Origin of the sequence: Bradyrhizobium sp. dw_78, assembly GCF_018449525.1 — a bacterium.
GTDB lineage: Bacteria > Pseudomonadota > Alphaproteobacteria > Rhizobiales > Xanthobacteraceae > Bradyrhizobium.
Window position 1 is genome coordinate 62,950 of record NZ_JAAVUS010000010.1, and the last position, 24,243, is coordinate 87,192.

25 protein-coding genes and 1 tRNA gene are annotated in these 24,243 nt (G+C 59.8%); 21 read left to right on the plus strand and 5 right to left on the minus strand.

What is annotated here, in order from left to right:
• From HB630_RS23715 to HB630_RS23745, 7 genes are read left to right on the plus strand one after another with little or no spacing between them, the layout of a single operon-like run.
• Complete coding sequence (locus HB630_RS23715; protein ID WP_213775117.1) at nucleotides 1-954, plus strand: hypothetical protein; 954 nt, start codon at nucleotides 1-3, stop codon at nucleotides 952-954.
• Nucleotides 954-2,363 carry a packaged DNA stabilization protein gene (locus HB630_RS23720; RefSeq protein WP_213775118.1) on the plus strand — a complete coding sequence of 470 codons (1,410 nt, stop codon included), beginning with the start codon at nucleotides 954-956 and terminating at the stop codon, nucleotides 2,361-2,363. The genes HB630_RS23715 and HB630_RS23720 overlap by 1 nt, the downstream gene beginning before the upstream one ends.
• Nucleotides 2,363-2,815: a hypothetical protein gene (locus tag HB630_RS23725; RefSeq protein WP_213775120.1), complete on the plus strand. Its 453-nt coding sequence runs from the start codon at nucleotides 2,363-2,365 to the stop codon at nucleotides 2,813-2,815. The genes HB630_RS23720 and HB630_RS23725 overlap by 1 nt, the downstream gene beginning before the upstream one ends.
• Entirely contained in the window at nucleotides 2,812-3,576 is a 765-nt protein-coding gene (locus HB630_RS23730; RefSeq protein WP_213775121.1) for a hypothetical protein, read from the plus strand. Before HB630_RS23725 ends, HB630_RS23730 begins: the two co-directional genes overlap by 4 nt.
• A complete protein-coding gene (locus HB630_RS23735; RefSeq protein WP_213775122.1) occupies nucleotides 3,536-4,336 on the plus strand; it encodes a hypothetical protein in 801 nt (266 codons plus the stop codon). Before HB630_RS23730 ends, HB630_RS23735 begins: the two co-directional genes overlap by 41 nt.
• A gap of 16 nt (nucleotides 4,337-4,352) precedes the next feature.
• Nucleotides 4,353-6,095 carry a hypothetical protein gene (locus HB630_RS23740; protein WP_213775124.1) on the plus strand — a complete coding sequence of 581 codons (1,743 nt, stop codon included), beginning with the start codon at nucleotides 4,353-4,355 and terminating at the stop codon, nucleotides 6,093-6,095.
• Nucleotides 6,096-6,098: 3 nt separating this feature from the next.
• On the plus strand, nucleotides 6,099-8,204 hold the full coding sequence (locus tag HB630_RS23745; protein WP_213775125.1) for a hypothetical protein: 2,106 nt from the start codon (nucleotides 6,099-6,101) through the stop codon (nucleotides 8,202-8,204).
• Between the two features lie 7 nt (nucleotides 8,205-8,211).
• Here the strand turns inward: HB630_RS23745 and HB630_RS23750 are convergent, their stop codons facing one another.
• The gene (locus HB630_RS23750; protein WP_213775127.1) at nucleotides 8,212-8,658 is read right to left on the minus strand and encodes a hypothetical protein; all 447 of its coding nucleotides are present in this window, start codon (nucleotides 8,656-8,658) and stop codon (nucleotides 8,212-8,214) included.
• Nucleotides 8,655-8,912 carry a hypothetical protein gene (locus tag HB630_RS23755; RefSeq protein ID WP_213775128.1) on the minus strand — a complete coding sequence of 86 codons (258 nt, stop codon included), beginning with the start codon at nucleotides 8,910-8,912 and terminating at the stop codon, nucleotides 8,655-8,657. The genes HB630_RS23750 and HB630_RS23755 overlap by 4 nt, the downstream gene beginning before the upstream one ends.
• 47 nt (nucleotides 8,913-8,959) lie before the next feature.
• Here HB630_RS23755 and HB630_RS23760 point away from each other — a divergent pair, with 47 nt between their 5' ends.
• The 6 genes from HB630_RS23760 (at nucleotide 8,960) to HB630_RS23785 (ending at nucleotide 13,760) form a co-directional block, all read left to right on the plus strand.
• Nucleotides 8,960-10,378: a hypothetical protein gene (locus HB630_RS23760; RefSeq protein ID WP_213775129.1), complete on the plus strand. Its 1,419-nt coding sequence runs from the start codon at nucleotides 8,960-8,962 to the stop codon at nucleotides 10,376-10,378.
• 28 nt (nucleotides 10,379-10,406) lie between these two features.
• Nucleotides 10,407-11,771: a hypothetical protein gene (locus HB630_RS23765; protein ID WP_213775130.1), complete on the plus strand. Its 1,365-nt coding sequence runs from the start codon at nucleotides 10,407-10,409 to the stop codon at nucleotides 11,769-11,771.
• Between the two features lie 16 nt (nucleotides 11,772-11,787).
• Nucleotides 11,788-12,504, plus strand: a complete 717-nt coding sequence (locus HB630_RS23770; RefSeq protein WP_213775132.1) for a glycoside hydrolase family 25 protein — start codon at nucleotides 11,788-11,790, stop codon at nucleotides 12,502-12,504.
• A 68-nt stretch (nucleotides 12,505-12,572) separates the two neighbouring features.
• A complete protein-coding gene (locus HB630_RS23775; RefSeq protein WP_213775133.1) occupies nucleotides 12,573-12,803 on the plus strand; it encodes a hypothetical protein in 231 nt (76 codons plus the stop codon).
• A 3-nt stretch (nucleotides 12,804-12,806) separates the two neighbouring features.
• Nucleotides 12,807-13,286: a hypothetical protein gene (locus HB630_RS23780; RefSeq protein ID WP_213775134.1), complete on the plus strand. Its 480-nt coding sequence runs from the start codon at nucleotides 12,807-12,809 to the stop codon at nucleotides 13,284-13,286.
• Nucleotides 13,287-13,451: 165 nt separating this feature from the next.
• Nucleotides 13,452-13,760, plus strand: coding sequence for a hypothetical protein (locus HB630_RS23785; protein ID WP_213775135.1), 309 nt, complete (start codon nucleotides 13,452-13,454; stop codon nucleotides 13,758-13,760).
• Nucleotides 13,761-13,917: 157 nt separating this feature from the next.
• Here the strand turns inward: HB630_RS23785 and HB630_RS23790 are convergent, their stop codons facing one another.
• Nucleotides 13,918-14,205, minus strand: a complete 288-nt coding sequence (locus tag HB630_RS23790; RefSeq protein WP_213775137.1) for a hypothetical protein — start codon at nucleotides 14,203-14,205, stop codon at nucleotides 13,918-13,920.
• Between the two features lie 276 nt (nucleotides 14,206-14,481).
• Between HB630_RS23790 and HB630_RS23795 the strand changes: the two genes are divergently transcribed.
• Nucleotides 14,482-14,697 (plus strand): hypothetical protein, encoded by a 216-nt coding sequence (locus HB630_RS23795; RefSeq protein WP_213775138.1) that lies wholly within the window; start codon nucleotides 14,482-14,484, stop codon nucleotides 14,695-14,697.
• Nucleotides 14,698-14,712: 15 nt separating this feature from the next.
• Here the strand turns inward: HB630_RS23795 and HB630_RS23800 are convergent, their stop codons facing one another.
• Together HB630_RS23800 and HB630_RS23805 are read right to left on the minus strand one after the other, a co-directional pair.
• The gene (locus HB630_RS23800) at nucleotides 14,713-14,991 is read right to left on the minus strand and encodes a hypothetical protein (protein ID WP_213775139.1); all 279 of its coding nucleotides are present in this window, start codon (nucleotides 14,989-14,991) and stop codon (nucleotides 14,713-14,715) included.
• A gap of 263 nt (nucleotides 14,992-15,254) precedes the next feature.
• Nucleotides 15,255-15,344: transfer RNA gene (locus HB630_RS23805), tRNA-Ser, on the minus strand.
• A gap of 1,048 nt (nucleotides 15,345-16,392) precedes the next feature.
• On the opposite strand from HB630_RS23805, the gene HB630_RS23810 reads away from it, so the two are divergent.
• The 7 genes from HB630_RS23810 (at nucleotide 16,393) to HB630_RS23840 (ending at nucleotide 24,170) form a co-directional block, all read left to right on the plus strand.
• A complete protein-coding gene (locus HB630_RS23810) occupies nucleotides 16,393-17,307 on the plus strand; it encodes a septal ring lytic transglycosylase RlpA family protein (protein WP_249781017.1) in 915 nt (304 codons plus the stop codon).
• Nucleotides 17,308-17,671: 364 nt separating this feature from the next.
• Nucleotides 17,672-18,823, plus strand: a complete 1,152-nt coding sequence (locus HB630_RS23815; RefSeq protein ID WP_249781025.1) for a D-alanyl-D-alanine carboxypeptidase family protein — start codon at nucleotides 17,672-17,674, stop codon at nucleotides 18,821-18,823.
• Nucleotides 18,824-18,825: 2 nt separating this feature from the next.
• Nucleotides 18,826-19,536 (plus strand): dTMP kinase, encoded by a 711-nt coding sequence (gene tmk / locus HB630_RS23820; protein WP_213775145.1) that lies wholly within the window; start codon nucleotides 18,826-18,828, stop codon nucleotides 19,534-19,536.
• Nucleotides 19,533-20,576 carry a DNA polymerase III subunit delta' gene (locus tag HB630_RS23825; RefSeq protein WP_213775147.1) on the plus strand — a complete coding sequence of 348 codons (1,044 nt, stop codon included), beginning with the start codon at nucleotides 19,533-19,535 and terminating at the stop codon, nucleotides 20,574-20,576. Before tmk ends, HB630_RS23825 begins: the two co-directional genes overlap by 4 nt.
• A gap of 55 nt (nucleotides 20,577-20,631) precedes the next feature.
• Nucleotides 20,632-22,563, plus strand: a complete 1,932-nt coding sequence (gene metG, locus HB630_RS23830; RefSeq protein WP_346656127.1) for a methionine--tRNA ligase — start codon at nucleotides 20,632-20,634, stop codon at nucleotides 22,561-22,563.
• A gap of 12 nt (nucleotides 22,564-22,575) precedes the next feature.
• Nucleotides 22,576-23,367 carry a TatD family hydrolase gene (locus tag HB630_RS23835; protein ID WP_213775150.1) on the plus strand — a complete coding sequence of 264 codons (792 nt, stop codon included), beginning with the start codon at nucleotides 22,576-22,578 and terminating at the stop codon, nucleotides 23,365-23,367.
• The gene (locus tag HB630_RS23840) at nucleotides 23,364-24,170 is read left to right on the plus strand and encodes an MBL fold metallo-hydrolase (protein ID WP_213775151.1); all 807 of its coding nucleotides are present in this window, start codon (nucleotides 23,364-23,366) and stop codon (nucleotides 24,168-24,170) included. Before HB630_RS23835 ends, HB630_RS23840 begins: the two co-directional genes overlap by 4 nt.
• Nucleotides 24,171-24,243: the final 73 nt, after the last annotated feature.

Here is a 24,243-nt window from a genome sequence, read left to right on the forward strand (position 1 = left end):
ATGACGACTTCGGGTTCGACCGACTTCAACTATAATCGCGATCAGATTATCAGGGCTTCCCTCCGAAAGATTGGCGCTATCGCGGCCGGCGAAACGCCCGGCGCGCAAATGGTTCAAGACGCCGCCGATGCTCTCAACATCATGGCCAAGGAATGGGATGCACAGGGCATCCATCTTTGGACCGAGACAGAGGGCACGCTGTTCCTCCAGCCGTTCCAATCCCGGTATTCGCTTGGCCCAACCTCGCCCGATCATGCGACCGAGAGCTACAGCCAGACATTTCTTACGGCAGATGCGCAAGCGGGTGACACCTCTGTCGTTGTGAGTCGTCCGCAACCCATCTCCGCCGGGGATTATATCGGGGTCACGGTCGCGACCGGCCAGATATTCTGGACAACGGTAAACGGCGCACCGAACGGGCAGACGGTCACGCTGGCAACGGCGCTTCCGGATTCGGCGGCGACTGGCAGCAACACCATCACTTACACCAAGCCGCTCTTGCGTCCGCTTCGTGTGGTGGATGCCCGGCGGTATCAGATGCAAAGTCGCATCGAAACGCCGATGACCCGGATGTCGCGGCTTGATTATCGCGATCTCCCCAACAAGTCGAACGTCGGCGAACCGACTTCTTTTTTCTACGACCCGCAACTTGGGCTCGGCCAGCTTTATGTCTGGCAAGCGCCGCTGGATAACACCGACGCCGTAAAGTTCACTTGGTATCGCCAGATTCAGGATTTCACCAACGCGGCTGACACTCCAGATCTTCCGCAGGAATGGATTGGCGCACTGATCTGGGGCCTGGCCCTCGAAATCGCTCCCGAATACGACGTTCCGGTGCAGCGGCAGGCGGCGCTCAAAACTCAATTCGATGAGAAATTCCAGCGTGTGACCGGGTTCGATGTCGAGCCGGAGAGCATCTATTTCGGCTTTTCTTACGAGCCGTTCCAGCATTAATGCCGATCATTCCTTTTGCGACCAACAGCTACCGGTCGGACTCTCTCCCGGTATCTGCTCAGCGCGCCGTCAACGTCTACGCCGAAAAAGAGCCGCAGGACGCCAAGAACCAAGTCGCGGTCTTTGGCGCGCCCGGTCTCACGGCGTTCTCAAATTGCGGTGCCGGCCCCGTGCGCGGAATGCACGTCATGAACGGCGTGCTCTACATCGTGTCAGGCCCGACGCTCTATAGCATCGCGGCGGACGGGACTTGCACCGCCCTGGGCGGACAGGTCAGCGGGACAAATCTTGTCTCGATTTCCGATAATGGCACACAGATTTGCATCGTCAATGGTGTCAACGGATACATTTACGGCAGCGATATCGGGTTCACGATTATCTCTGACCCGAATTTCCACGCTGCCAAGACCGTATCGTTCTTTGATGACGTGTTTGTCTTTGACTGGCTGGGAACGAATAAGTTCTTTCTGTCAAACCAGCTCGACGGCACCACCTATAACGGTCTCGCATTCGCATCTGCCGAAGTAGCGCCGGACTTCGTTCTCTCGACTGTCAATCAGCAAGAGAACCTGATGATCTTCGGCGGCAGCACGATCGAGCTTTGGTTCGACGCCGGGACTGCCAATATGCCGTTCCAGCGGCTTGACGGTGGCGTGATCGAACGCGGCTGCGCCGCAGCAATGACGCCGGTCAAAGAGGACAACACGGTCTTCTTTCTCGGCGAAGATCTGATCTTTTATCGCCTCAATGGCGTGATCCCAGAGCGCGTCAGCACGCACGCGATCGAGGCCGAATGGCGCAAGTATCACGATGTCACGGACGCCTACACGTTCTCCTATACCTGGAACGGTCATAAGTTCATCGTTCTGACCTTCGTCAGCGCGAACGCCACGTGGGTCTACGACGTGGCGACTGGCCTTTGGCACGAGCGGGAAAGCTTCGATGCCAATAACCGATCCTACGGCCGCTGGCGCGGAAACTGCCAGGCGAACTGCTACGGCTTGCAGCTCATCGGCGATGCCTTCTCCGGCACCGTGGGGTATCTGGACGAGTCTGCATATACCGAGTTCGGCAACATGATGCAGGGCTATATGGTCTCTCCGTATTTGCAAGAAGACCGGAAGCGCATCTTCGTCTCCCGCTTTGAACTCGACGTTGAGACCGGTGTTGGCGTCACCACCGGGCAGGGCAGTGACCCACAGGTCATGCTGCAATGGTCCAAGGACGGCGGCCGGACCTTTAGCGATCTCCAACTCTGGCACAGCGCCGGAAAGATCGGCGATTACCTTACGCGGCTCCGCTGGCTCCGTCTGGGGCAGGCGCGCCAATGGTGCTTCAAAGTAACCATCTCCGACCCTGTGCGGCGAACGATTATCGCCAACAGCGTTGATGTCTCCGCAGGGATGTAATGGCCACGACTATTAGCACCGCAGCGCAGCCATCTCCAACGACCGCGCCGCAAGCCGGTGCTTCGTTTGTTGATATGAGCACCGGGAAGCCGACCAGCACGGCAACTCAGTTCATGCAACAGCAATACAATTTGACCAAAGGGATGAGCCGCAACATCCCATGCAACTGCGCAAGCTCTAACAACGTCTACACATTGTCGATGCTTTCGGCTCAACCGACATACACCGGTTATGCCGCTCACGATCAGTTCGGCTTTGTCGCGGATACCACTTCCACCGGAACCGTGACGGCGAACGTTGTCACCAGCACGGGCGCTTTAGAGACGCTACCGGTTCACGTCAGTAACGGTGCATCTCAAGCTGGTGCGAACAGTATCGTTGCGGGCGGTCAATATTTCGCAACCTACGTTGACAGCCTCAACGGCGGCGCTGGCGGATTTGTCCTGCGTTGATCGAACGTCATCTGACTGCCGACCGGCTCAATGAGATCGTCAACGACCCGTCCGTCTATCCATGGGTTAGAGGCGCGTGTGATGCCCCGTTGGACCTCGCGCCACTGCTGAGCGACAAGAGACACGTATGTTTGCTGGGCGAGTTCGGCGGCTGCGTTTTCGTGCAGCATCAGCCCGGCCTCTATGAGGTTCACACGCAAATGCTGCCCGGCGGTCGTGGCCAATGGGCGCTTGATACCGTGAATGAATGCCTCCGCTGGATGTTCACTCGCACCGACGCCGTTGAGATTTGGACTCGGTGTCCGCGTGGCAATCTGGCCGCCCGCGCCCTCGCACGCGCGATCAGCGGACAACACGAAATGGATCTCCAGCGCGGTTGGGTCAAGGACGGGGAGGTCATCCCGGCGGCGATCTTCTCCTTGACGTTACAGCAATGGATGAAAACCGCACCCGGCCTCGAAGAGGTTGGGCACTGGTTTCATATGCGACTTGCTGACGAATACCGCGCCGTTGGCTTCTCGGAAGATATCCACGCCGATGACGCCAGCCATGACCGCTATGTCGGCGCGGCTGTTGAAATGCTCCGCAGCGGTCAGCCGGAGAAGGGCGTCATTTTCTACAACCGCTGGGCCGTGATGGCTGGCTATGAGCCGATCAAGCTGCTCGGGACCGCCCCGGTGATGGTCGACATCAAGGACGCGGTCTTGGCGATCGGCCGGAATGATTTCTTCGTCGCGTCCGTTGCCCGCCCGACCGCCTAACTTTTTTTTATATTTTCTCGGAGAGTTTGTTTTGCCTATTTCAGCAGGAATGGGAGCGCTTATTGGCGGCGCTGCCACAGGAATCGGAGGTATTGCCAGCGGTATTCTCGGGTCTAACGCCGCTGAGAGCGCCGCGCAGACGCAAGCGCAATCGGCCGCGAATGCGCTGGGGTTTCAGCAGCAGGTTTACGGTAACGCGCAGGGCTATCTCAATCCTTTCGTTACGACGGGGCAGGGCGCAAACTCGTCGCTTGCCAGTCTGTTCGGCTTGAACGGTCAGCCAGCCAATTATTCGTCGTTCTATAACTCGCCGAATTATCAGTTCGCTCTACAGCAAGGACAGAACGCCACGCAAAACCTTGCGGCGAAAACCGGCACGCTACAGTCCGGCGCTGGTTTGCAGTCGCTTGAGAACTTCGGGCAGGGCCTCGCCTCGCAGCAGTATGGTAATTACGTCAACCAACTTATGGGGCTCTCCGGGCAGGGCGTGCAAGCTGGTAGCGCTCTCGCTGGCACCGGATCGAATATGGCCAACACGATCGGCAACACCACCATGGCCCAAGGCCAAGCGCAGGCGGCCGGAACCGTTGGGTCGGCAAACGCTTGGAACAGCGCAATCCAGAATCTCACCAAGGGACTCCAGACTTACTCCCAGACCGCCAATCTCGGCGGTGCCAGCTCATATGGAAGCGGCAGCGTGCCCAGTTGGAATAGCAACCCCGGTAATGGCGCTGGCGGCTTGTCATATCCCCAGTTTTAAGCAGAACTAATAAACGATGCCGTATCAAAACGACAACGCTATCGCGCTGCAAATCCAGCAGCCGAATCTTGATCCCAGCGAGCCGATCAAGGCGATGGCTTACGCCAATCAGGCGAACGCGCAGACCGCTCTCACGAATCAGCAGGTGCAGCGGCAGGCGGCGATCTTGAAAGCGCTGCAAGGCGGCGGGCAAAGCGGCAACGGCGGTGATGTAGCATCACAGCTTGCGATGGTCGATCCCGAAACTGCAAACAAGATGCGGGACTACCAGTCGAAGACCGCCGATCTGGTTGGCCGGGGCGCTAACATGTACCTCGCCAATCCGAAACCTGAGACGTGGAGTAACGTCATCTCTTCATTGAGTGGCTTGATTTCGCCAGCGCAGGTTCAGCAGTTGCAGATGATGAATCCGGATCAGCGAATGGCCGCTGCCAGGGCGTATTCCGGATACGGTCAATCGAGCCAGAGTTTTGCGGATACGCCGTCACAGAAAGCGCCGTATGAAACTGTCACAGGCCCGAACGGCGAGGTCTATAACAAGGCTGCGGCTCTCGGCGTTTCGTCGCCGGCGGGCTCACCAGATGGCCAAGCCGCCCCGCGTGGTCTCCGTAACAACAATCCGTTGAATATCGAGGCCGGTCCTTATGCACAGGGACAGCCGGGGTTCGCGGGTTCCGATGGCAGGTTCGCACAGTTCCAAACGCCAGCACAGGGAATCGCCGCCGCCGACAATCTTCTCTCGGGATATGGGGCCAAGGGCATCAACACCATTTCTGGCGTCGTGAACCGCTGGGCTCCTGCCCGCGATAGCAACAATCCGGCAGCCTACGCCGCGTTCGTCAGCAAGGCGACCGGCATCGGTCCCGACGACAAGATCGATTTGTCAGACCCGACGACGCGAGCCAGCATTATCGGCGCGATGGGGCGATACGAGAATGGCGCTTATCAAGCACCGGTCGGCAATCAAGGTCCGGGTGTTGCGGCACCGCAGCCCGGCGGCGCTCAAGCGGTACCGGGATCGCCTCAACCGTTGATTCCGGGCATCACTCCACTTGATAGAGCGCGTCAGACGAACGAGGCCGCGAGCGATCAAGAGTTCAAAAACGCGGCCTACGACAAGTACGAGGGCGCGCAGAACAATCTCTATTCCCTCAAGCAGATGCTCGATCAGGCGCGCGATCTCAAATCGGGACCTCTGGCGATGGGGTCGACCAATGAATTTCGCACTGAATGGGCGAAACGATTCAATTCCGTTATTGCGGCTGCTGGCCTCGACCCCCAAAAATACGGGGCAGTCGATCCAGACAAGATCGCATCGGTGGAAGATCTGAATAAGCTGGCCACTCGCGCGGCGTTCACGCTGGGGAAGGACGCCGACCCGCGTGGTGCTGCGGTCGTCGCTCAGATGGCATTGAGGGGCGTCCCGAATCCGGCGAATACTCCCCAAGGTTTCAACACCGTGTTGTCAGGTCTTTGGCAGGGTGTCGCGCGGGACCGCGATAGGGCTGTTGCGATACACAATAGCGCAGGCCCGCCGCGAGCGGCAGCTATGGCGTTCGATCAGTCGCATCCTGTTTCGCTATATGCCGACCGCGCGAAGTTGGGAGCATACATTGGCCCCGAAGCCATTGACTATCTGGCTGCCCACCCCGACACGGCGCAGCAATTCGACGCCACCTATGGCCCGATCGCAGGCAAGATTCCCGGCTTCGCAAATGGCGGCTCTCTTTCATCGCGCCTTCTACCGCAAGGTCGCTAATTAGTGCCGAACCCTTACGATCAATTCAGCGCGAATATTTCGCCAGATCTGTTGTCCGCGTCGCCCGCTGCTGGCGCTACTTCGCCGCCCGTTGTCGCGAATCCGGATGCCGCCTCTGCCACACCGCCCGCCGCTTCGTCCTCGGATGCCTCGGCTCCTCCACGGCCTCCGGGCGCGCCGCCGATAAGAGTCTACATCACAAAACCATCGCCCGGCGATCAGGACTCCAATCCTTACAGCCAATTCCAGGGCGATATCTCGCCGGATTTGCTTGCAGACAGAAACGGCAGCGATCGAACAATTTCCGGATGGGAGGCCGCTGGGCGTGGCGCTCTGGCTGGTGCAACGCTCAATTTCGGCGATGAGCTGCACGGTCTTGTTAATTCGTTCTCTGGCGGCCCTGACGCCGTGCAGCGCTATAACGACACCGTTGCGGCGGATCGTGCCGCGGATAAAGCCGCTGTCGAGCAGCACCCGTACCTATATGGTGCGGGTGCCGTTGGTGGCGGCCTAGCGCTTGCCCCGCTCGCCCCAGAGATGTTGGGCGGGCGTGCGGCAACGGCGGGCGCTAGATTCGCTAGGGGCGCTGCGCAAGGTGCTTTATACAGCGGTGCGGCCGGTGTAGGCGCTGGCGAAACACCCGAAGACAGGGTCGTTGGCGGCGTAACCGGTGCTGCTCTTGGTGGGTTGGCCGGTGGCGTACTTGATACGGCTGTCGGTCCACGTATCCCCAAAACAGAAACGCCATCTGCTGCGGATGTGGCGGCGGCGGCCCAGCGGCTTAATATCGCAAAGGACCTCCCGGTTGGACTTGCGAGCAACAGCGGTGCCTTGCAAAAGGCCACCCAAGGTCTCGCGCAGGTGCCGTTTGCCGGGTCCTGGCTCATTTCAAATCCTATAGCCAGAGCGGCGGAATCGCTTGGGCAAAGGGCGGAAGAAGCTGGCAACAGAATGGCCTCGGCTGTTGGTGCTGGCGGCGATCGTGCGACGATTGGCGCTGCCGCAAGGGATTCCTTGCAACGAGCTGTTGATGCAGCCGACGGAAAGGCCGATGTGGCATTTTCGAACCTGCGTGGCGCGATCGATCCTAACAAGACCGTTCCGGTGCCCGGCAACGTTATCACGCCCTTGGACAAGATCGTCCAAAGCCGTATCGCGGCGGGCGAGAATGGCGTACCGATCACCGGGCTAGAGGCCACGACGGATCTGCTAACCCGTCTGGAAGGCGCATCGTTCAATGGATTGCAGCGAGCGCGCACCCAACTTAGCAAGGCCATTAATTGGGATCAGCGCAACGGCGGGTTCTATGTCGCCGACTTGAAGCATGCTTACGACGCTCTTTCCGACGCGATGGAGAATGCCGTCCGGTCCACCGCAAGAGGTGACGGCGATGAAGCCGTGAAACTCTACAAGGATGCGAACAAGACTTATGCAGATACGTTGACCCATAACAAAGACCTTCGCCGGTTCCTTGCCAATGGCTCGGATGAGCGTATCGTTGATCGTATTCTTAGTTTTGGTTCGGACAAATCGGGACAGGGAGACATCCATAAACTTGCGCAGCTAATGAACAGCATGGGGAAGGAAGAATGGGGCGGTATCTCCGGTTATGCCATTCATCAAATGGGAACCGACGCCTCCGGTAATTTTTCGAACGCGGCGTTCTTGAGGCGCTACAAGTCCCTTTCCGACAAGGCAAAGGAAATGCTGTTCGGACGGCAGGGTACGAATACACGTGAATATATCGATGACATCGCGACCGTGGCGGACCGCCTCAAGAGTTCGGGGAAATACGCGAACCACTCCAATACGGCCGGAACTCTCGCGCTGCTGGGCCTGCTTGGTCTCGGTGAAGGGCCTGACCTCATAGATAAAATCGAAGATCATCCATACGCGACCGGATTGTCCTTGGTCGCGGCTCTTGCCCTATCGCGTCCAGCAACCGCGCGCTGGATGGCAAATTATTCCCGTCTTGGCGCGGTGTTCCTCAAAGCGCCAACTGCTGCATCGCGGGCGGCATTGATGGTCGGCGCAAGAGAATTGTCTGCCAGCTTTGGTCACACGCTCGGCGTTAAGATTGATCCGAACGCATTGGTGCCACAGCAATAGTGGAGGATCACCCTATAGGCCACGGCGTGATCCGCAGAGCTGCGCCGATAGCGTGGATTGCGATAAGGATAATCATAAACCCACCTACCGGGTTTAATAGCGAGTAAACGGCCAGAAGCACCACGGGAATCCCCATGAGGCACATTGCGCAGACCGCAATGGTTTGAGCGGTTTCGAGGAGCTTGTGTAATCGTTCCTCACGTCGGCGCTTTTTCCGGTGGTATTCGAATAGAGGATGCCACAAAGACCTAAGCGGGGAGCCCTCGTAAATCCAGTGCCGAGATTGCTGGTTCACGTGGCGCCTCTTGGCGCGCCTTTCAGCGTCCTCGTGCCGCCGCTTCCGTATATCCTCTATATCGTAATCAATGCTCGTTTTTGTGACGGAGTCGTTGAACGCGCTGATGACGCACCACCAGAACAGAAAACCCGGCGGGACCAGCACAACGAATATCATGGCAAGCGTCTCCGATATTCGGCCGTCCAATAGCGGACGTAAGCAGCCCCGTAGCGGCAATAACCGATAGCCCTCAAGGTCCAGCCAGCGACCACGCAGAAGATCAACAGAGCCGCGATAGCTTCCAGAACGAATATCAAGGCCGGGATCAAGTAGGGCATCGCCCGCTCACCTATCATCTCGCCCCCCGGCACGCACAGGCCCTCATAACTCCAGCGCGCGAACGACTCCAGGGTTAATTCGGCGAAAGCCATCGAAACAATTTTGTACCTACAAAAATAGCAAATCTCCGGAATCGTTTTTGACGAACAGATTTTATTCGCCCGATCAGCAATTCGCCGATCAGACGGGCAAGCCATATGCGAACGGGTCTCTCTATTTCTACTCATCCGGCACCAGCGCGCCGCTTGCCACGTTCTCGGATGAGGCGCTGACGATCGCCAACGCAAACCCGATCGTTCTCGACGCCGCCGGATCGGCGGGCAGCATTTTCCTGCAAGACCGCGCCTACAAAGTGGCGCTGGTTGACGCGAACGGGCTCCAGATCTGGACGGAAGACCCGGTTTATTCGTCGGACTATTCCACGTTGGCGCAAGTACAGAGCACCAACGGCGACCCAGACGGCCAACTCGCCGGGATGCAGGCCAGCACGACAATGCCGGCCTCGATGGACTGGGATTGCCTCAACAATCTGCTCTATGTCTGCACAGAGAGTGGCACCGCCGCCACCGCGCGGTGGACTCCCATCAACCCGCCGGTAGCGCAAACCAATGTCGTCACGACACCGCAGGGCCGTCTCACTCCGGTAAGCCAGACGCCATTCATATCGACCGATGTTTTCAGCGCGGTCGGCATTTTCTACACGCCCTATGTCGGCAGTATTGTCCCGATTTACAACGGGACATCTTTTGTCCCGACCGAGTTCACCGAGCTAACGCTGAATCTCACGTCGTCGCATCAGGCGAACACGATCTATGATGTCTTCGTTATCAATTACAAGGACATCCCGACGCTTGTTACCGGTCCCGCATGGGCCAGCTCGGCTGCGGGCACCTCGAGTCGCGGATCGGGCAACGGCACGACGCAAGTTGCGAGGCTTTCCGGCGTCTATGTTAACGCGGCCGGATTCAGCGGGCTCAATGGCACCACGGATTATTCGGTATCACCGAATGAAGGGACCTACGTCGGCTCGATCTTCATTGATGCGTCGCCCGGCGAGGTCTCTTGCAATTTTGCTTATGGCCAGTCGCGCAAGTGGGGTGTGTGGAATGCGTATTATCGCGGGGAGGTCTCTCTGCTGGTCGGCGACCCGAGCGTTGACTGGGAATATACCACGGGCATCGCGTTGCAGCCCGCGCATAACAACACCGCCAACTCTCTGACGGTCTTTAGCGGGCTACAGGAAGAACCCGCCACGATAACTTTTACGCAGCGGTTCACTGCGCAGAGTCAACTAGCCGGGAGCGAGTCACAGCAGCGATCCGGTATTGGCGTCAACACGACCGCCGAGTATTCGGGCAACATCAATTCCTATGATGCCATCCTACAGCAGAACGGATCGCTGGAAGTCACGTCGCAAGCCATTTATCCGCTGGCCCCCTTTATCGGCATTAACACGATCTATGCGGTGGAAGATGTCCTGGTCTCTGACGGCGACATCGCGGTCTTCTTCTACGGCACTCAAGCGGACATGCTTTTGAGAGCCACATGGCGCGCGTAATCATCAACTAAAGTCTGGATCATTTCTTTTGGCAAATCGGTTTTTCTCGCCGGATCAACAGTTCGTTGGTCCGAACGGGACGCCATACGCTGGCGCGTTACTCAATTTCTATGCGTCCGGCTCCGACATCCGGCAGGACACGTTCTCAGATAGTGCGCTGACGATAGCGAATTCAAATCCCGTCGTGACGGATTCCGCCGGTCGGGCTGGTTCGATCTTTCTGCAAAACCTGTCTTATAAGGTTGTCCTTACAGACGCCAGCGGCAACGAAATCTGGTCAGAAGACCCGGTTTACGCGTCGGACTTTAGCACCGTTGCGCAGGTGCAGGGCACGAACGGCTCTCCGAACGGCCAGCTCGCGGGCAACGCGGGGAGCGCGACCATCCCGGCCTCGATGGCGTGGGATTTCATCAACAACGTCCTTTATATCTGCACTTCAACGGGCAACGCCGCATCAGCGGTATGGACGGCAGTAAATCCGGCAGGATCGTCCGCCGTCGTGATTCCGGCGCCGCAGGGACGCCTAACGCTGGAATCTGGGACGCCCGTTCCGCCTTCCGACGTAACGTCAACGACGATCTATTACACGCCATACACCGGCAACACGATCCCGGTCTATGGCGGCACCGCGTTTGTCCCGACGACGTTTAGCGAACTATCGTGCGCTCTGTCGCCCGGCAATCTGCCCAATCAACTTTACGATATGTACGTCATTAACAACGACGGCACGCCGACGCTGGCGGTGAGTCCGGGCTGGGCAAACTCTACCGCCGGCCTTGGAAATCGGGGCACCGGAGGCGGCAGCGTTCAACTGACCACCATCAACGGCATCTATGTCAATGCCATCCAAATGACGGTCAGCAATGGCAGCACGACTTACAGCCTTGCGCCCAGCGCTGGAACTTACGTCGGCTCGATCTTTATAGACAGCACGGCAGGGCAGGTTACTTGCAACTGGAGCCCCGGCCAGTCGCGCAAATGGGGAGTCTGGAACGCCTATAACCGAACGCCGGTGATTCTTTCCATGCGACAGTCGAACAGCGCGTCGTGGGCCTACAACGGGGGTGTGCGTATCTCGGACGGCAATCCCGCCAACACCGCTGCGGCATTCTGCGGACTGGCAACGGACCCGATCATTGCGACGATTGCACAGTATGCCGGCGGCACTTCATCAGGGACGATCATTGGTATTGGCGTCAACACGACATCATCAATGAGCAGTTCGGGCGGCGCTTATGGCGGCAACGTGGAATCCGACGCCACCATCACCACCACGGCGTCTGTCATGATCCCGCCAGCCCTTGGGGTCACCAACATCAATGCGGTCGAGAGCGGAGACGGCACCTTCTACGGCGGCGACTACCAAATCATGACCGCATCTTGGATGGCGTAAAGTTCTCTTCTTTTCAATGTCCAGCATCAATCTCAAAGTAATCGACGTATCCCATTACAATCCGATCACGTCATTCCAGAATATCTATGACGCCGGAATTCGCGGCATCATCCACAAGGCAACGCAGGGCCAGAGTTATGCTGACCCGAGTTATGCGACGGCGCGCGCCGGATCTCTTGCCGCCGGACATCTCTGGGGAGCCTATCACTTCGGCGATGACAGCGACCCCGTAACACAAGCCCAGCACTTCGTCTCGATCGCCGATCCTGACGCGGAAACGTTGATGGCGCTCGATTTCGAGCCCAACGGCAATAGCACCATGACGCTTGATGGGGCTCGGGCGTTCATGCAAGAGACCGAAAAGCTGATCGGCCGCGATTGCGTGCTGTATTCTGGCAACCTCATCAAGGAAACGCTCGGCAACGATGTCGACCCTTATTTCTCCGCCCGGCGTCTCTGGCTCGCGGAATATGGACCGAAAGCCATCGTCCCGGCGGCATGGGCGAAGCCTGGTGCTTGGCTCTGGCAGTTTTCGGACGGCGTTGTAAATCGCAATGGCCTCTCGGTGCCCGGTGTGTCCGGCAAGGTCGATATGAACTCTTACGCCGGCTCTGACGATGAGTTGGCGATGGCATGGGCGGGGGAAGTGCTCGACGGCTATTCCCCCGCGCCAGCCCCGGCGAGCCCATCGCTGATCTCCCGAGTCGAATCCTACTTCACCGGTAAGGGCTGATGGGAGACGACGGGGACCGGAGCGCGGACCCGGTTGAGCATTGGCTACAGGCATATTGGCGGCCCGCTATGGCGTGGTCCTATTTGGTCGTCTGCGTCTGCGATTTCATCATCTTCCCGGCGGTGAACGCGGCGGCCTTCGCGGTATCGCATCAACCCTATCAGGAATGGCACCCGCTCACTCTACAGGGCGGCGGCCTCTATCACATCGCCATGGGCGCGATTGTCGGCGTCACGTCGTGGCAACGGACGCGCGAGAAAATGGCGGCATTCGACAACAACGATGACAGGCACAACTAGGTCATGCTCTCTTTTATTTTGGACTGGATCGGCATCAGTGCCGATTATCTGGTCTCTGGACTATTCTTTGTCGGCGGCGGATTCCTCGCCTTCTATCTGGGTCTGATCGCGCCAGCGCCGTTCTCTTCCGTCGTCAAGTGGATCGGGTACGTGCTGATGATTATCGGCGTCGTATTCGGCTTCTTTAGTTACGGCAGGTCGGTAGGCGCGGCCGACTGCTACGCGGCCTGGCACAAGGCCGATGTTGCATTTGAAGCCGCAAAGCAGAATCAGGAAGCCAACGCAGGCAATGTTGCGGCGAGTACCGCAGCAGCGCAGGCACAAACTCTAACGAAACAGAACGATGATCTCCAAAAGCAGATTCAGAAATATCAATCGTCAATTTCTCCGACCGCTACTTGCCGTCTCGCTACTGTCGATGACGACCGCAGGATGTGTCACCTTGTCGGGAACGGCGCCGCTGGCTGTAAAAATTCCAAGTGACTGCGACAAGAACGCCGTCGCGGTAGCATATCCCACGATCGCGAAGGAGGACCTTGGCGTTCGCTCTGCCCGGTACGCCGCCGCTCTCAAAACCGCCAATGGTCGGCTATCAGCCGTTGCGAAGTGTGATGCCGCTGTCCGGAAAGCCTTCTCGGCGCCCCTGTAATGGAAGACGAAACGGTATTGAACTTCGTGAAGACTACCGGTGACGATGACCGGCAGGCCAGTCAATGGCATGTGCAAAAGGGCATCCCGATCAGTCTGCTCTTTGCGCTGGCGCTCCAAACCGGAGCCTTCGTCTGGTGGGCCTCTAGGACCGAGCAGCGAGTCAGCGACATCGAGATTCGGCTGAATGCGGCGTCAAACCAGCCCGAACGTCTCGCGCGCGTCGAAGAGAAGATCGATTCCGCGAACAGCGGGATCGCCGACATCAAGACCTATCTCAGAAACAACCAAAAGGCGGCGCTCCCATAGTTTCCCCAGCGCGGGCGGAAATTACGTCGCCGCGCGCTTCTTATTTCAGAACCAAACACAGGCCCCGGCGGTTTTCCCGCTGGGGCTTTTTCTCGTCTCGGGAGGCGCGATCTGGTCCATATGTTGGATCAGTCGATAGGACATCGAAGCGGATCGTTTAGGTGTAGGTCGGCGTCCAGCGGTCCTTAAAGCGATCGCCGTATCGCGCTTCGTCAAGGATATCCTTCAATGTCTTGCGGACCTCTTGAATGTCAGCGTCCCAAACGTGTCCCTTGCATCGGGTCGTCGCGAGCGCATAGGCGTGGCTCTCTGCGTAGGCGCTGTAGCAGCTTACGAAGTGCTCGCCCTCTTCGTCCATCTTTATCGCTCCGGTTTCCGTAGCGATCTTCATCAGGTTTAATCTCATTTCTTCCGCTGCTTCGGCGTGACGCTGTACTGCACTCATTCCGGTTGCTCCAATCGGTTGCGGTTATCGATCATAGCGGGGTATCGCCCCATCGAAATTGACAATTTGCCGTTCCTCGCGAATTTACTGCTATAAATGGGAACGGAGCCAAAGCCGAACTTGATACCTGCGCGATCTTGGATGTTTGCTCAAGTCACAGGGAAAACGCAGCGACGCTAAAGACTGAGGCCGGTGAAGCACCAAGAGCCGACACAGTGGGTTCGGTCTACAATGAGAGAGGTCGCCAACCGAGGTGGTTATTTTGAGGATAGAACGATGCGCGTTCAAATATTTCAAGCTGTCGGAACCGGTGCCATTGCTGATCTTGAGTCTAAGCTGAATGCTTGGCTGGCAAATGATATCGATGCGAAGGGGTGGAAGGTGACCAACACCAACATGGTGAGCTATCAAGAACCCGACCCGTATGATGAAGGGAAGACGCAGCCGGGAGCTACGCTGCTGGTTTGGTTTGAGGAAAAGGCCACCAACTGAAGCCGCCTTCTCATTTTATGCTGCGTTCGATTCCTGCGGTTTTGCTTTGGGCTTGGGGACCGCAATGAGGTGATTCAAGACTGATTGAACACCTAGTACGAAGCCCCAACACTCGCCGTACTTGTTGACCGTGGCTCGATATTTCCCGGCGAACAATGAAATGTCGATACCGCCGGTGTTCCCGAAGCCGACGCCGTTAGAATAGATATGGCCCACGACTTCATTTGTATCCTCGTCGATTATCTCTCGGTACTTGAAGCCCCGACCATCGAACCAATCGAACTTTAAGCGCATGGTCCCTTCTCCATTGCTCAACCTCACAGTGTAAGTGTTGGCTTGAACAAAACGTTCTATTTTGGGCCGAATAGGGGCCCCCCCTCAAAGTGAGCGTCGGCCTGACCGAATTAGCAGAAGATGCCGGGCAGGGCATGGCGAAGTCGAACCCGACAGGGCCGGTCAAGTGGCTGCCGACTGACAACAGAGCGTAAAACAAAGCTGAGGAGCGATCTCTCTAAGTCACTGATTTTATTGATATTGACGAGGCAAATGTTTTACACTGGCGGAAGGGGTGGGATTCGAACCCACGGTACCCTTGCAGGCACGCCGGTTTTCAAGACCGGTGCCTTAAACCACTCGGCCACCCTTCCAGCGCAGCCACATCAATCACTTGGCGCTGGGAAGATCAAGAACCGTTGGCAACCGGGCCTGTCAAAGTGGATCCAACACGCCGCTCAACCCTGAAAGGGCTGGCTGCCGGCGGGGCTGCTGTCGTAGACGAAATCAAGTTGCCTGTGGTGTTCTTCTTCCGGCTTAGACTCTGGGGAGGGCGGTCCGCCCAAACAAAAAGCCGCCCGAAGGCGGTCTCCCTGTAACCCGATAGGACAGGTGATCAAGCTGCGTGAAACGACGGGCCGCTCTTTCGCCGATCAGCTCAGCACAAAAACAAGCAGGCTGGAGGAGAGCAGCACAAGACAGGCGGCGGTCAGGGCAAGAAAGCTGTCGGAGACAAGATCGTGGTTGCGCATGATGCACCTGCCATTTCCGACCAATGCTCGTCCCAATTTATTAAATATTTCCGAATCAGATCCGGCTCAGGGCAGTGATTCGCGGTCTCGCACCCGAAAGTGATGGCGCCAAGCGTTCATCCCGCATCAAGCGTTCACCCAGCATGAGTCCCCTCGAAAGTCCGGTCCAAGGGACCAGATCGAAACATCAGATTCTGGAGCGAAAGCCTTCAAGGGCGTGGGCCATGAAAATAGCGGCGCTGAACAGGCCCATAACTGCTGTGACTGTCTCGATCATCGGAAAAATCCTTTGCGCCCCTGCGCGAGCACAGAACGCCACGGCCCCTTACACAGTCAAAAAGATTCCTCGCCGAACACGAAGATCGGGCCGGGGTGATGATTTGATGCAACAGCTTCGCCGGTAGAGGCCGCGTTCCGCTCTATATCGGCCAGCCGCCAGGGTGGAACTGTTCGTTTACCAACCCGTGACCAACTTGCACTGACTTCGCCTGCGGCGCTGTGTCTCCCCATTTCTGCCGCGTTCGGCCTGCGATATGCTTCCCGACTGGTGCGGAAGCGGGCTGCACGGGGGACAACCGGCCGATGATCGCCTTTCGTTGGGCGCGCGGGCGGTGCAATGGTAATTGGGGCACGTTAATTGGGGCGCATGGGGATTCGAACGTCAGATCGGATGGTCCGGGCGGCGCGGGGTTTTGCCGCCGTCGCGGGCTGCCTTCTGGTCGCCAATTGCGCTTCCTCGAACAAATTCGCCAGCCAGGTCGATCCCAGATACGGCGTTTCATCGAGTCCCCGGGTTGTCGCCTTTGGCGACCCCGTGCCGAAGGGCGGGGGCACCTACCGAATAGGTAAGCCGTATATCGTCGGCGGACGGGTTTACGTGCCTGAAGAAAACGTCCACTACCGCGAAGAGGGCCTGGCGTCCTGGTATGGCGACGATTTCCACGGACGGCTGACCGCCAACGGCGAAGTGTTCGACATGGGCGGGCTGACCGCCGCCCATCCGACCCTTCCGATGCCGTGTTATGCGCGGGTCACGAATCTCGGCAATGGCAAATCGCTGATCGTCCGGGTCAATGACCGCGGTCCCTACCATGGCAACCGGCTTATCGACGTTTCCAACAAAGCCGCTGAACTGCTTGAATTCAAAGGCAATGGCGTGGCCCGCGTGCGGGTGGAGTATGTCGGCGCGGCGCCGCTCGAAGGCTCCGACGACCGTCTGCTGATGGCAACCCTGCGCACCGGCATACCGGCGCCATCGCCCTCTCTGGTCCGGGTTGCGTCGGCCCGTCCGTTCGTTCCGGAATCACTGTCCTCCGGCCGCGCGATCCGCGGCGAGGTTCCGATGCCGGAAGGCCGGCCCTACAGCCTCGGCAATACAGTGGCGGACCAGGCCTCGATCAATGCGACCTCGGAAATGTCCGCTTCCGCCCGTTCGCGTTCGGCCGGGCGCGTCCTCGATAATCCGCGCGAAGTGTCCTACGAAAACGACGCGCGCTACACCCCGGATGTCCGCCCGGTCGCGGCCTATGCGCCGGTCGATTCGCGCGGGCCCAGCGAGTTGTTGGCCGGCCGCGGACTCTATTGAGCGCCGGCTGAACGGGTATTGAAGGCCCGGCAAGACCTGTTCCATGTCAGTGATATGCTTGCCCCGATCAGGGCGGTGACGATGGCATCCTTCGATCCCGTGATGAACGGCGACGGCTGAGCGATCCGCGCGCTGCGCCACGTCGTGGTCAGTTCCCGGTTGCGGCCGATGTTTGTTGGATCAGCAGAACCGGTGACTACATGAAACCCGTGTTGTTCGGGTCACTGCCAACTGTTAGAACGCCGCGCCCAGGACGTCGCCGATGGCCATCGAAATATCCCGCTCCCGTCGATCAGGATCCGCCGCCCGCGCCCGGTACGGCCTGATCGCGGCCGCAATCGCGCTGGCGGTCGGCTGGGTCGGCCTGGTGCATGCCGCCAACCACAGTGTGCAGGGGGCGCCGAAGGAGGAGGGCGGTTTCGATGGCGACGCGCCGACCGCGATCCTGATCGAAGCCTCCAGCGGCAGCGTGCTGTTTGAGAAGAACGCCGACGAACTGCGCGCACCGTCCAGCATGATGAAGCTGATGACCGCCGAGGTGGTTCTGCATACGATCCAGCAGGGCGGCGTCAAGCTGACCGACGAATACCGGATCAGCGAAAACGCCTGGCGCAAGGGCGGCGCCCCCTCCGGCACCTCGACGATGTTTGCCGCCCTCAACAGCAAGGTCTCGGTCGACGATCTCCTGCACGGCGCCATCATCCAGAGCGGCAACGATGCCTGCATCGCGCTCGCCGAGGGGATGGCCGGCAACGAGCAGAGCTTCGCCGAAATGATGACGAAACGCGCCCGCGAGATCGGCCTGACGCAATCGACCTTCGCCAATTCCAACGGCCTGCCCGACCCCGGCAACAAGATGACCGCGCGCGAACTGGCTAAACTGGCGCGCTACCTCATCCTGACCTATCCGGAATCCTACAAACTGTTCGGCGAGAAGGAATTCACCTGGAACAAGATCAGGCAGCTGAACCGCAATCCGCTGCTGGCTTCGCTGGATGGCGCCGACGGTCTCAAGACCGGCTACACCAAGGAGGGCGGCTACGGCATGGCCGGCTCGGCCGTGCAGAACGGGATACGGCTGATCGGCGTCGTCAACGGGCTCGAGGATTCCGAAGACCGCGCCTCCGAGACCAAGAAAATGCTGGAATGGGGATTTCGCAATTTCGAGGTCAAAACCCTGTTCGCGGCGCAGCAATTGGTCGGATACGCCAAGGTGTTCGGCGGCGACAGCGGCTCGGTCAAGCTTGCGAGCCCCGAGCCGATCGACGTGATGGTGCAGAAGAACGGAAACGACAAGCTGATCGCGCGTATCGTCTACAATGGACCGGTACGGGCGCCGATCGAGCCGGGCCAGCCGGTCGGCGTCGTCAGGGTCTGGCGAAACGGCAACATCGCCGTGGAGACGCCGGTTTATGCGGCGGAATCGATCGGCAGGGGATCGATGATGCGGCGGGCGATGGACGGTGTCGGCGAACTCGTGATCGGAGCGTTTCGCGCAGGCATCGAGAAGCTCTGAACATGGCCAAAGCTCTGAACACGGCCAAGACAGCGGTCAAACGATCCTCCGGGCGCGGGCGCTTCATCACATTCGAGGGCGGCGAGGGGGCGGGCAAATCCACCCAGATCAAGACGCTCGCGGAGCATCTCAACGCGGCGAAGCTGCGTACCCTGGTCACGCGCGAGCCGGGCGGATCGCCGGGCGCCGAGATCATCCGGCATCTGCTGTTGTCCGGCATGGGCAAGCTGCTGGGCCCCGATGCCGAAACGCTGCTGTTCGCGGCCGCGCGCGACGACCATGTGCGTTCCGTGATTCAGCCGGCGCTGAGTCAAGGAACCTGGGTGCTGTGCGACCGTTTCTCGGATTCCACGCGCGTCTACCAGGGCAAGCTCGGACATGTGGCCCCTGCGGTATTGAATGCGCTGGAGCGGGTGACGATCGGCGATCTCAAGCCGGATCTGACGATCATTCTGGATGTTCCGGTCGAGGTCGGCCTGCAACGCGCGGCCGCCCGCCGCGGCGCCGGCGTAGCCGACCGGTTCGAGTCCGAAGACGTCAGGTTTCACCGGGAATTGCGCGAGGCCTACCGGCAGATCGCCTCGCGCGAGCCGCAACGCTGCGTGCTGATCGATGCCGACGCCGATCCCGCGACGGTTGCCACCGCCGTATGGTCTGCCGTGCGCGACCGCCTGCTTCCCGCCAACGCCGGCAAGGCGGTCCATTCAGCATGAGTCCCCGTCAAACCGAATCGCAGGTCGCCGCCCGGCATCCGCGCGAAACCACCGAGCTGTTCGGACATCGCGAGGCCGAGACGGCCTTGCTGAATGCCTATCGCGGCGGGCGCATTCCGCATGCCTGGCTGATCGGAGGCGCGCAGGGCATCGGCAAGGCGACGCTGGCCTATCGCATGGCCAAATTCGTGCTCGCCCATCGCGATCCGCTTGGAATGGACGTGCAGCACGCCGGGACATTGCGGGTCGATCCATCCGATTCCGTCGCCCGCCAGGTCGGCGCCGGCGCGCATGGCGGCCTGCTGACGCTGGAACGCACCGCCAATGACAAGGGCGTGATGCGCACCGTGATCACGGTCGACGAGACGCGGGAGACGATTTCGTTCTTCGGCTCGACGGCGGCGGTGGAGGGCTGGCGGGTCTGCATCGTCGATACCGTCGATGAACTCAATCCCAACGCCGCCAATGCGCTGCTCAAGGTGCTGGAGGAGCCGCCGCAACGCTCGCTGTTCCTGCTGGTCAGCCACGCCCCGGCGCGCGTCCTGCCGACCATCCTCTCCCGCTGCCGCAAACTGCTGTTGCGGCCGCTGGCGGCCGCCGACGTGATCCGCGCTGCGGCCGGGGCCGCGGGCCTTTCGGCCGACGACCCCGCATTGGCCGATGCCGCCGCAGCGGCAGAGGGCAGCGTGGCTCGCGCGCTGACCCTGCTCGGCGGCGATGCCCTGAAGCTTCAGCAACGGACGGCGGTGCTGCTGGCGGGGTTGCCGCGGCTCGACCTGCGCGAACTGCACGCGCTGGGCGACACGCTCGGCGGCAGCGACCGGGGCGCATTGACCGCCTTTGTCGACAGCGTGGAGCGCTGGGTCGGCGAGCGCTTGCGCGCGGGCGCCCGCGACAACGCGAACCTGCCCCGCCTTGCACGGCTGGCGGAGGTATGGGAAAAGATCAATCGCGCCGCGCGCGATGCCGAAACCTATAATCTCGACAGAAAGCCGCTGGTTTTCTCGGTGTTCGGGCTGCTTGCAGAAGCAACGCAGTAACGCCTCAACAAGATTATTTCCGGCAATCCCGTTTGACCAAGTGAAGGAATTTGTGGTGGCGACGCCGAAGAGAAAGTCTCCGAAAAAAGCTTCCAAAAAGCAGCCGGCCAGGAAGGCGCGGGCGGCCCGCGCCGGCAAGGCTGCGGCAACGAAAAAACGCGTCAAGAAGAGCAAGGTTGCGGCCAGCAAAGCCAGCAAGGCGGCGAAGAAAGCCGCTAAAAAAACCACCAAGCAAAGCACCAAGAAAACGGTCAAGCGGACGGTGGCGAAAAAAGCTGCCAAGAAAGACGCCAAGAAGGCTGCCAAGAAAAAGGCCCCAGCGAAGTCTGTGAAAAAGACCGCGCCGAAGACGCGCCAGTCCGCGCCGGCGAAAACCGCTGCGAAAAAGCCGGAGAAGATCATCGCAAGCGGGCAGATCGCTCCGGTCGCAAAGAGCGGGAACCCGGCAGATCGAAATTCCTACTACATCACGACCGCGATCGCATATCCGAACGGCACGCCGCATATCGGTCACGCCTATGAGGCGATCGCGACCGATGCGCTGGCGCGCTTTCAGCGGCTCGACGGCAAGGACGTCTTTTTCCTGACCGGCACCGACGAACACGGCCTGAAGATGATTCAGACCGCGCAAAACGAGGGCATGACTCCGGCCGATCTCGCCGCGCGCAATGCCGGCCGGTTCAAGCAAATGGATCAGCGCCTGAACGTTTCGTTCGACCGTTTCATCCGCACTTCCGAACCGGCGCACCACCGGTCGGTGCAGGAAATCTGGCGCCGGATGCAAGAGGCCGGCGACATTTACATCGACGCCTATTCCGGCTGGTATTCGGTGCGCGACGAGGCCTATTACGCCGAGGACGAAACCAAGATCGGCGAAGATAATATACGCCGCGGCCCGCAGGGTTCGCCAGTCGAGTGGGTCGAGGAGAAAAGCTATTTCTTCCGGCTCTCCGCCTATCAGGACAGGCTGCTCGCGCTTTACAGGGACCAGCCCGATTTCATCGGACCGGACTCGCGCCGCAACGAAGTTGTCAGCTTCGTCAAGGGCGGGCTGAAGGATCTGTCGATCTCGCGCACCACGTTCGACTGGGGCGTCAAGGTGCCGAACGACCCCGAGCATGTCATGTATGTCTGGGTCGATGCATTGACCAACTACATCACCGGCGTCGGCTTTCCCGACGAGAGCGATGCCAACTGGCACTATTGGCCGGCCGACGTACACATCATCGGCAAGGACATCATCCGCTTCCATGCGGTGTACTGGCCGGCCTTCCTGATGTCGGCCGGCATTCCCATACAGAAGCGCGTCTACGCCCACGGCTTCCTGTTCAACAGGGGCGAGAAGATGTCGAAATCGGTCGGCAATGTCGTCGACCCCTTCAACCTCGCCGATCAATATGGCGTCGATCAGATGCGCTATTTCTTCCTGCGCGAGGTGCCGTTCGGGCAGGATGGCAGCTACAACCACGAAGCCATCGTCGCACGCATCAACGCCGATCTCGCCAACGATTTCGGCAATCTGGCGCAACGCTCGCTGTCGATGATCGCCAAACAACATGGCGGCGTGCTGCCCGAGCCCGGCACCTTCAGCGCGACCGATCAGGCCATCCTTGCCGAGGCCGACGCCATGATCGGACACGCACGAACGGCGATGGCGACGCAGCAGATTCACCAATGGCTCAACGCGGTCTGGTCCGTGGTGGCGGAGGCCAACCGTTATTTCGCGGGCGAGGCGCCGTGGGCGCTGGCGAAGACCGATCCGGCGCGCCAGCGTACCGTGTTATACGTGGCGGCGGAGGTGGTCCGGCAGATCGCCATCCTGGTTCAGCCGGCGATGCCGGAGGCCTCGGTACGGATGCTGGATATTCTCGGCATTCCCGAGGACGCCCGAGATTTTGCGGCCCTTGGCACGCGGATCAAGCCCGGTACGGTGCTGCCGACGCCTGCGCCCGTGTTCCCGCGTTACATCGAACCGACTGCCGACTGAACGTTGACGCCGATGCTGATCGATAGCCATTGCCATCTCGATTTTCCGGACTTCGCCGACGATCTCGACGCCATCGTCGCGCGTGCCGAAGCCGCCGGGATCTGGCGCATGGTCACGATCTCGACCCGGGTGAGGCGGCTTCCCGCTTTACTCGAGATCGCCGCGCGTTTTCCGAACGTCTATTGCTCGGTCGGCACCCATCCGCTTCAGGCCGACGAAGAAGACGGTATTCCGGCAAGCGAGCTGATCGAGCTGACAGCGCACCCGAAGGTCGTTGCGCTGGGCGAGGCCGGACTGGATCATTTCTATGAGCCCGGCTCGAGCGAAGCGCAGGAGCGGGGCTTCCGCGCGCATATCGCCGCCGCACGCGCAACCGGCCTGCCGCTGGTCATCCATACCCGCGAGGCCGACGATGAATGCGGCCGCATCCTTGAAGATGAAATGTCAAAGGGGCCGTTTCGCGCGGTGCTGCATTGCTACACCGGCGGACGCGAACTCGCGATGAAAGCGATCGGCCTCGGGCTTTCGATTTCGTTCACCGGGATATTGACCTTCAAGAAGTCGCAGGCCTTGCGGGACCTCGCGGCTGAATTGCCGGCGGACCGTATCATGGTCGAGACCGACGCGCCGTATCTGGCTCCCGGCAAATTCCGCGGCAAGCGCAACGAACCGTCTTATGTCGTGGAAACAGCCAAGGTGTTGGCAGAGACCCGCGGCGTATCGCTGGAGGAGATTTCGCGACAGACGACCGAGAATTTCTTCCGCCTGTTCAGCAAAGTCCCGGCCGTGGAAACCGCGGCATGACGCTGACACTGACCATTCTGGGCTGCGGCTCATCCGCCGGCGTTCCGCGCCCCGCGCTCGGCTGGGGCGCGTGCGATCCCACCAACCCGAAGAACCGCCGCCGCCGCTGCTCGCTGATGGCCGAACGGGCATCCGACAATGGCGTGACCCGGATCGTCATCGATACCGCGCCGGATTTGCGCGAACAGTTGATCGATGCCGAAGTCGATCACATCGACGCGGTGTTTCTCACGCATGAGCATGCCGACCAGACCCACGGGATCGACGATCTGCGTTCGGTGGTAATGAATCAGCGCCGCCGTATCCCGGTTTATTTGAACCAGTTAACCGCCAAGGACGTCGTCACGCGGTTTTCCTATTGCTTCGTCGCGCCTGAAGGCAGCGACTATCCGCCGATTCTCGACCATCGCGCGATCGAAGCCGGCGAGAGCCGCATCATCGACGGGAAGGGCGGCGCGTTGACGGTATCGGCGTTCATCCTGCAACATGGCCATATTCCGGCGCTGGGCTACCGCATCGGCGATGCCGCCTACACGCCCGACCTCAACGATATTCCCGCCGAGAGCTGGCCCTTTTTGGAAAATCTTGAGCTGTGGATTGTCGACGGTTTGCGCTATGCCGGGCACCCGAGCCATTTCAGCGTCAACGACGCCCTGTCCTGGATCGATCGCTTCAAGCCGCGCCGGGCCGTCATCACCAACATGCATGCCGACCTGGATTACGAGGTGCTGCGCCAGAGCCTGCCGCCGAATGTCATCCCGGCCTATGACGGGATGCGGCTGACGCTGGAACAACCGCGATAGGGCGCGTTGCCATGTCAATCGGAGCCGGTGCGTTTCTTGCTCAGCCTCACATCACATGGCGGCGAGCATCCAC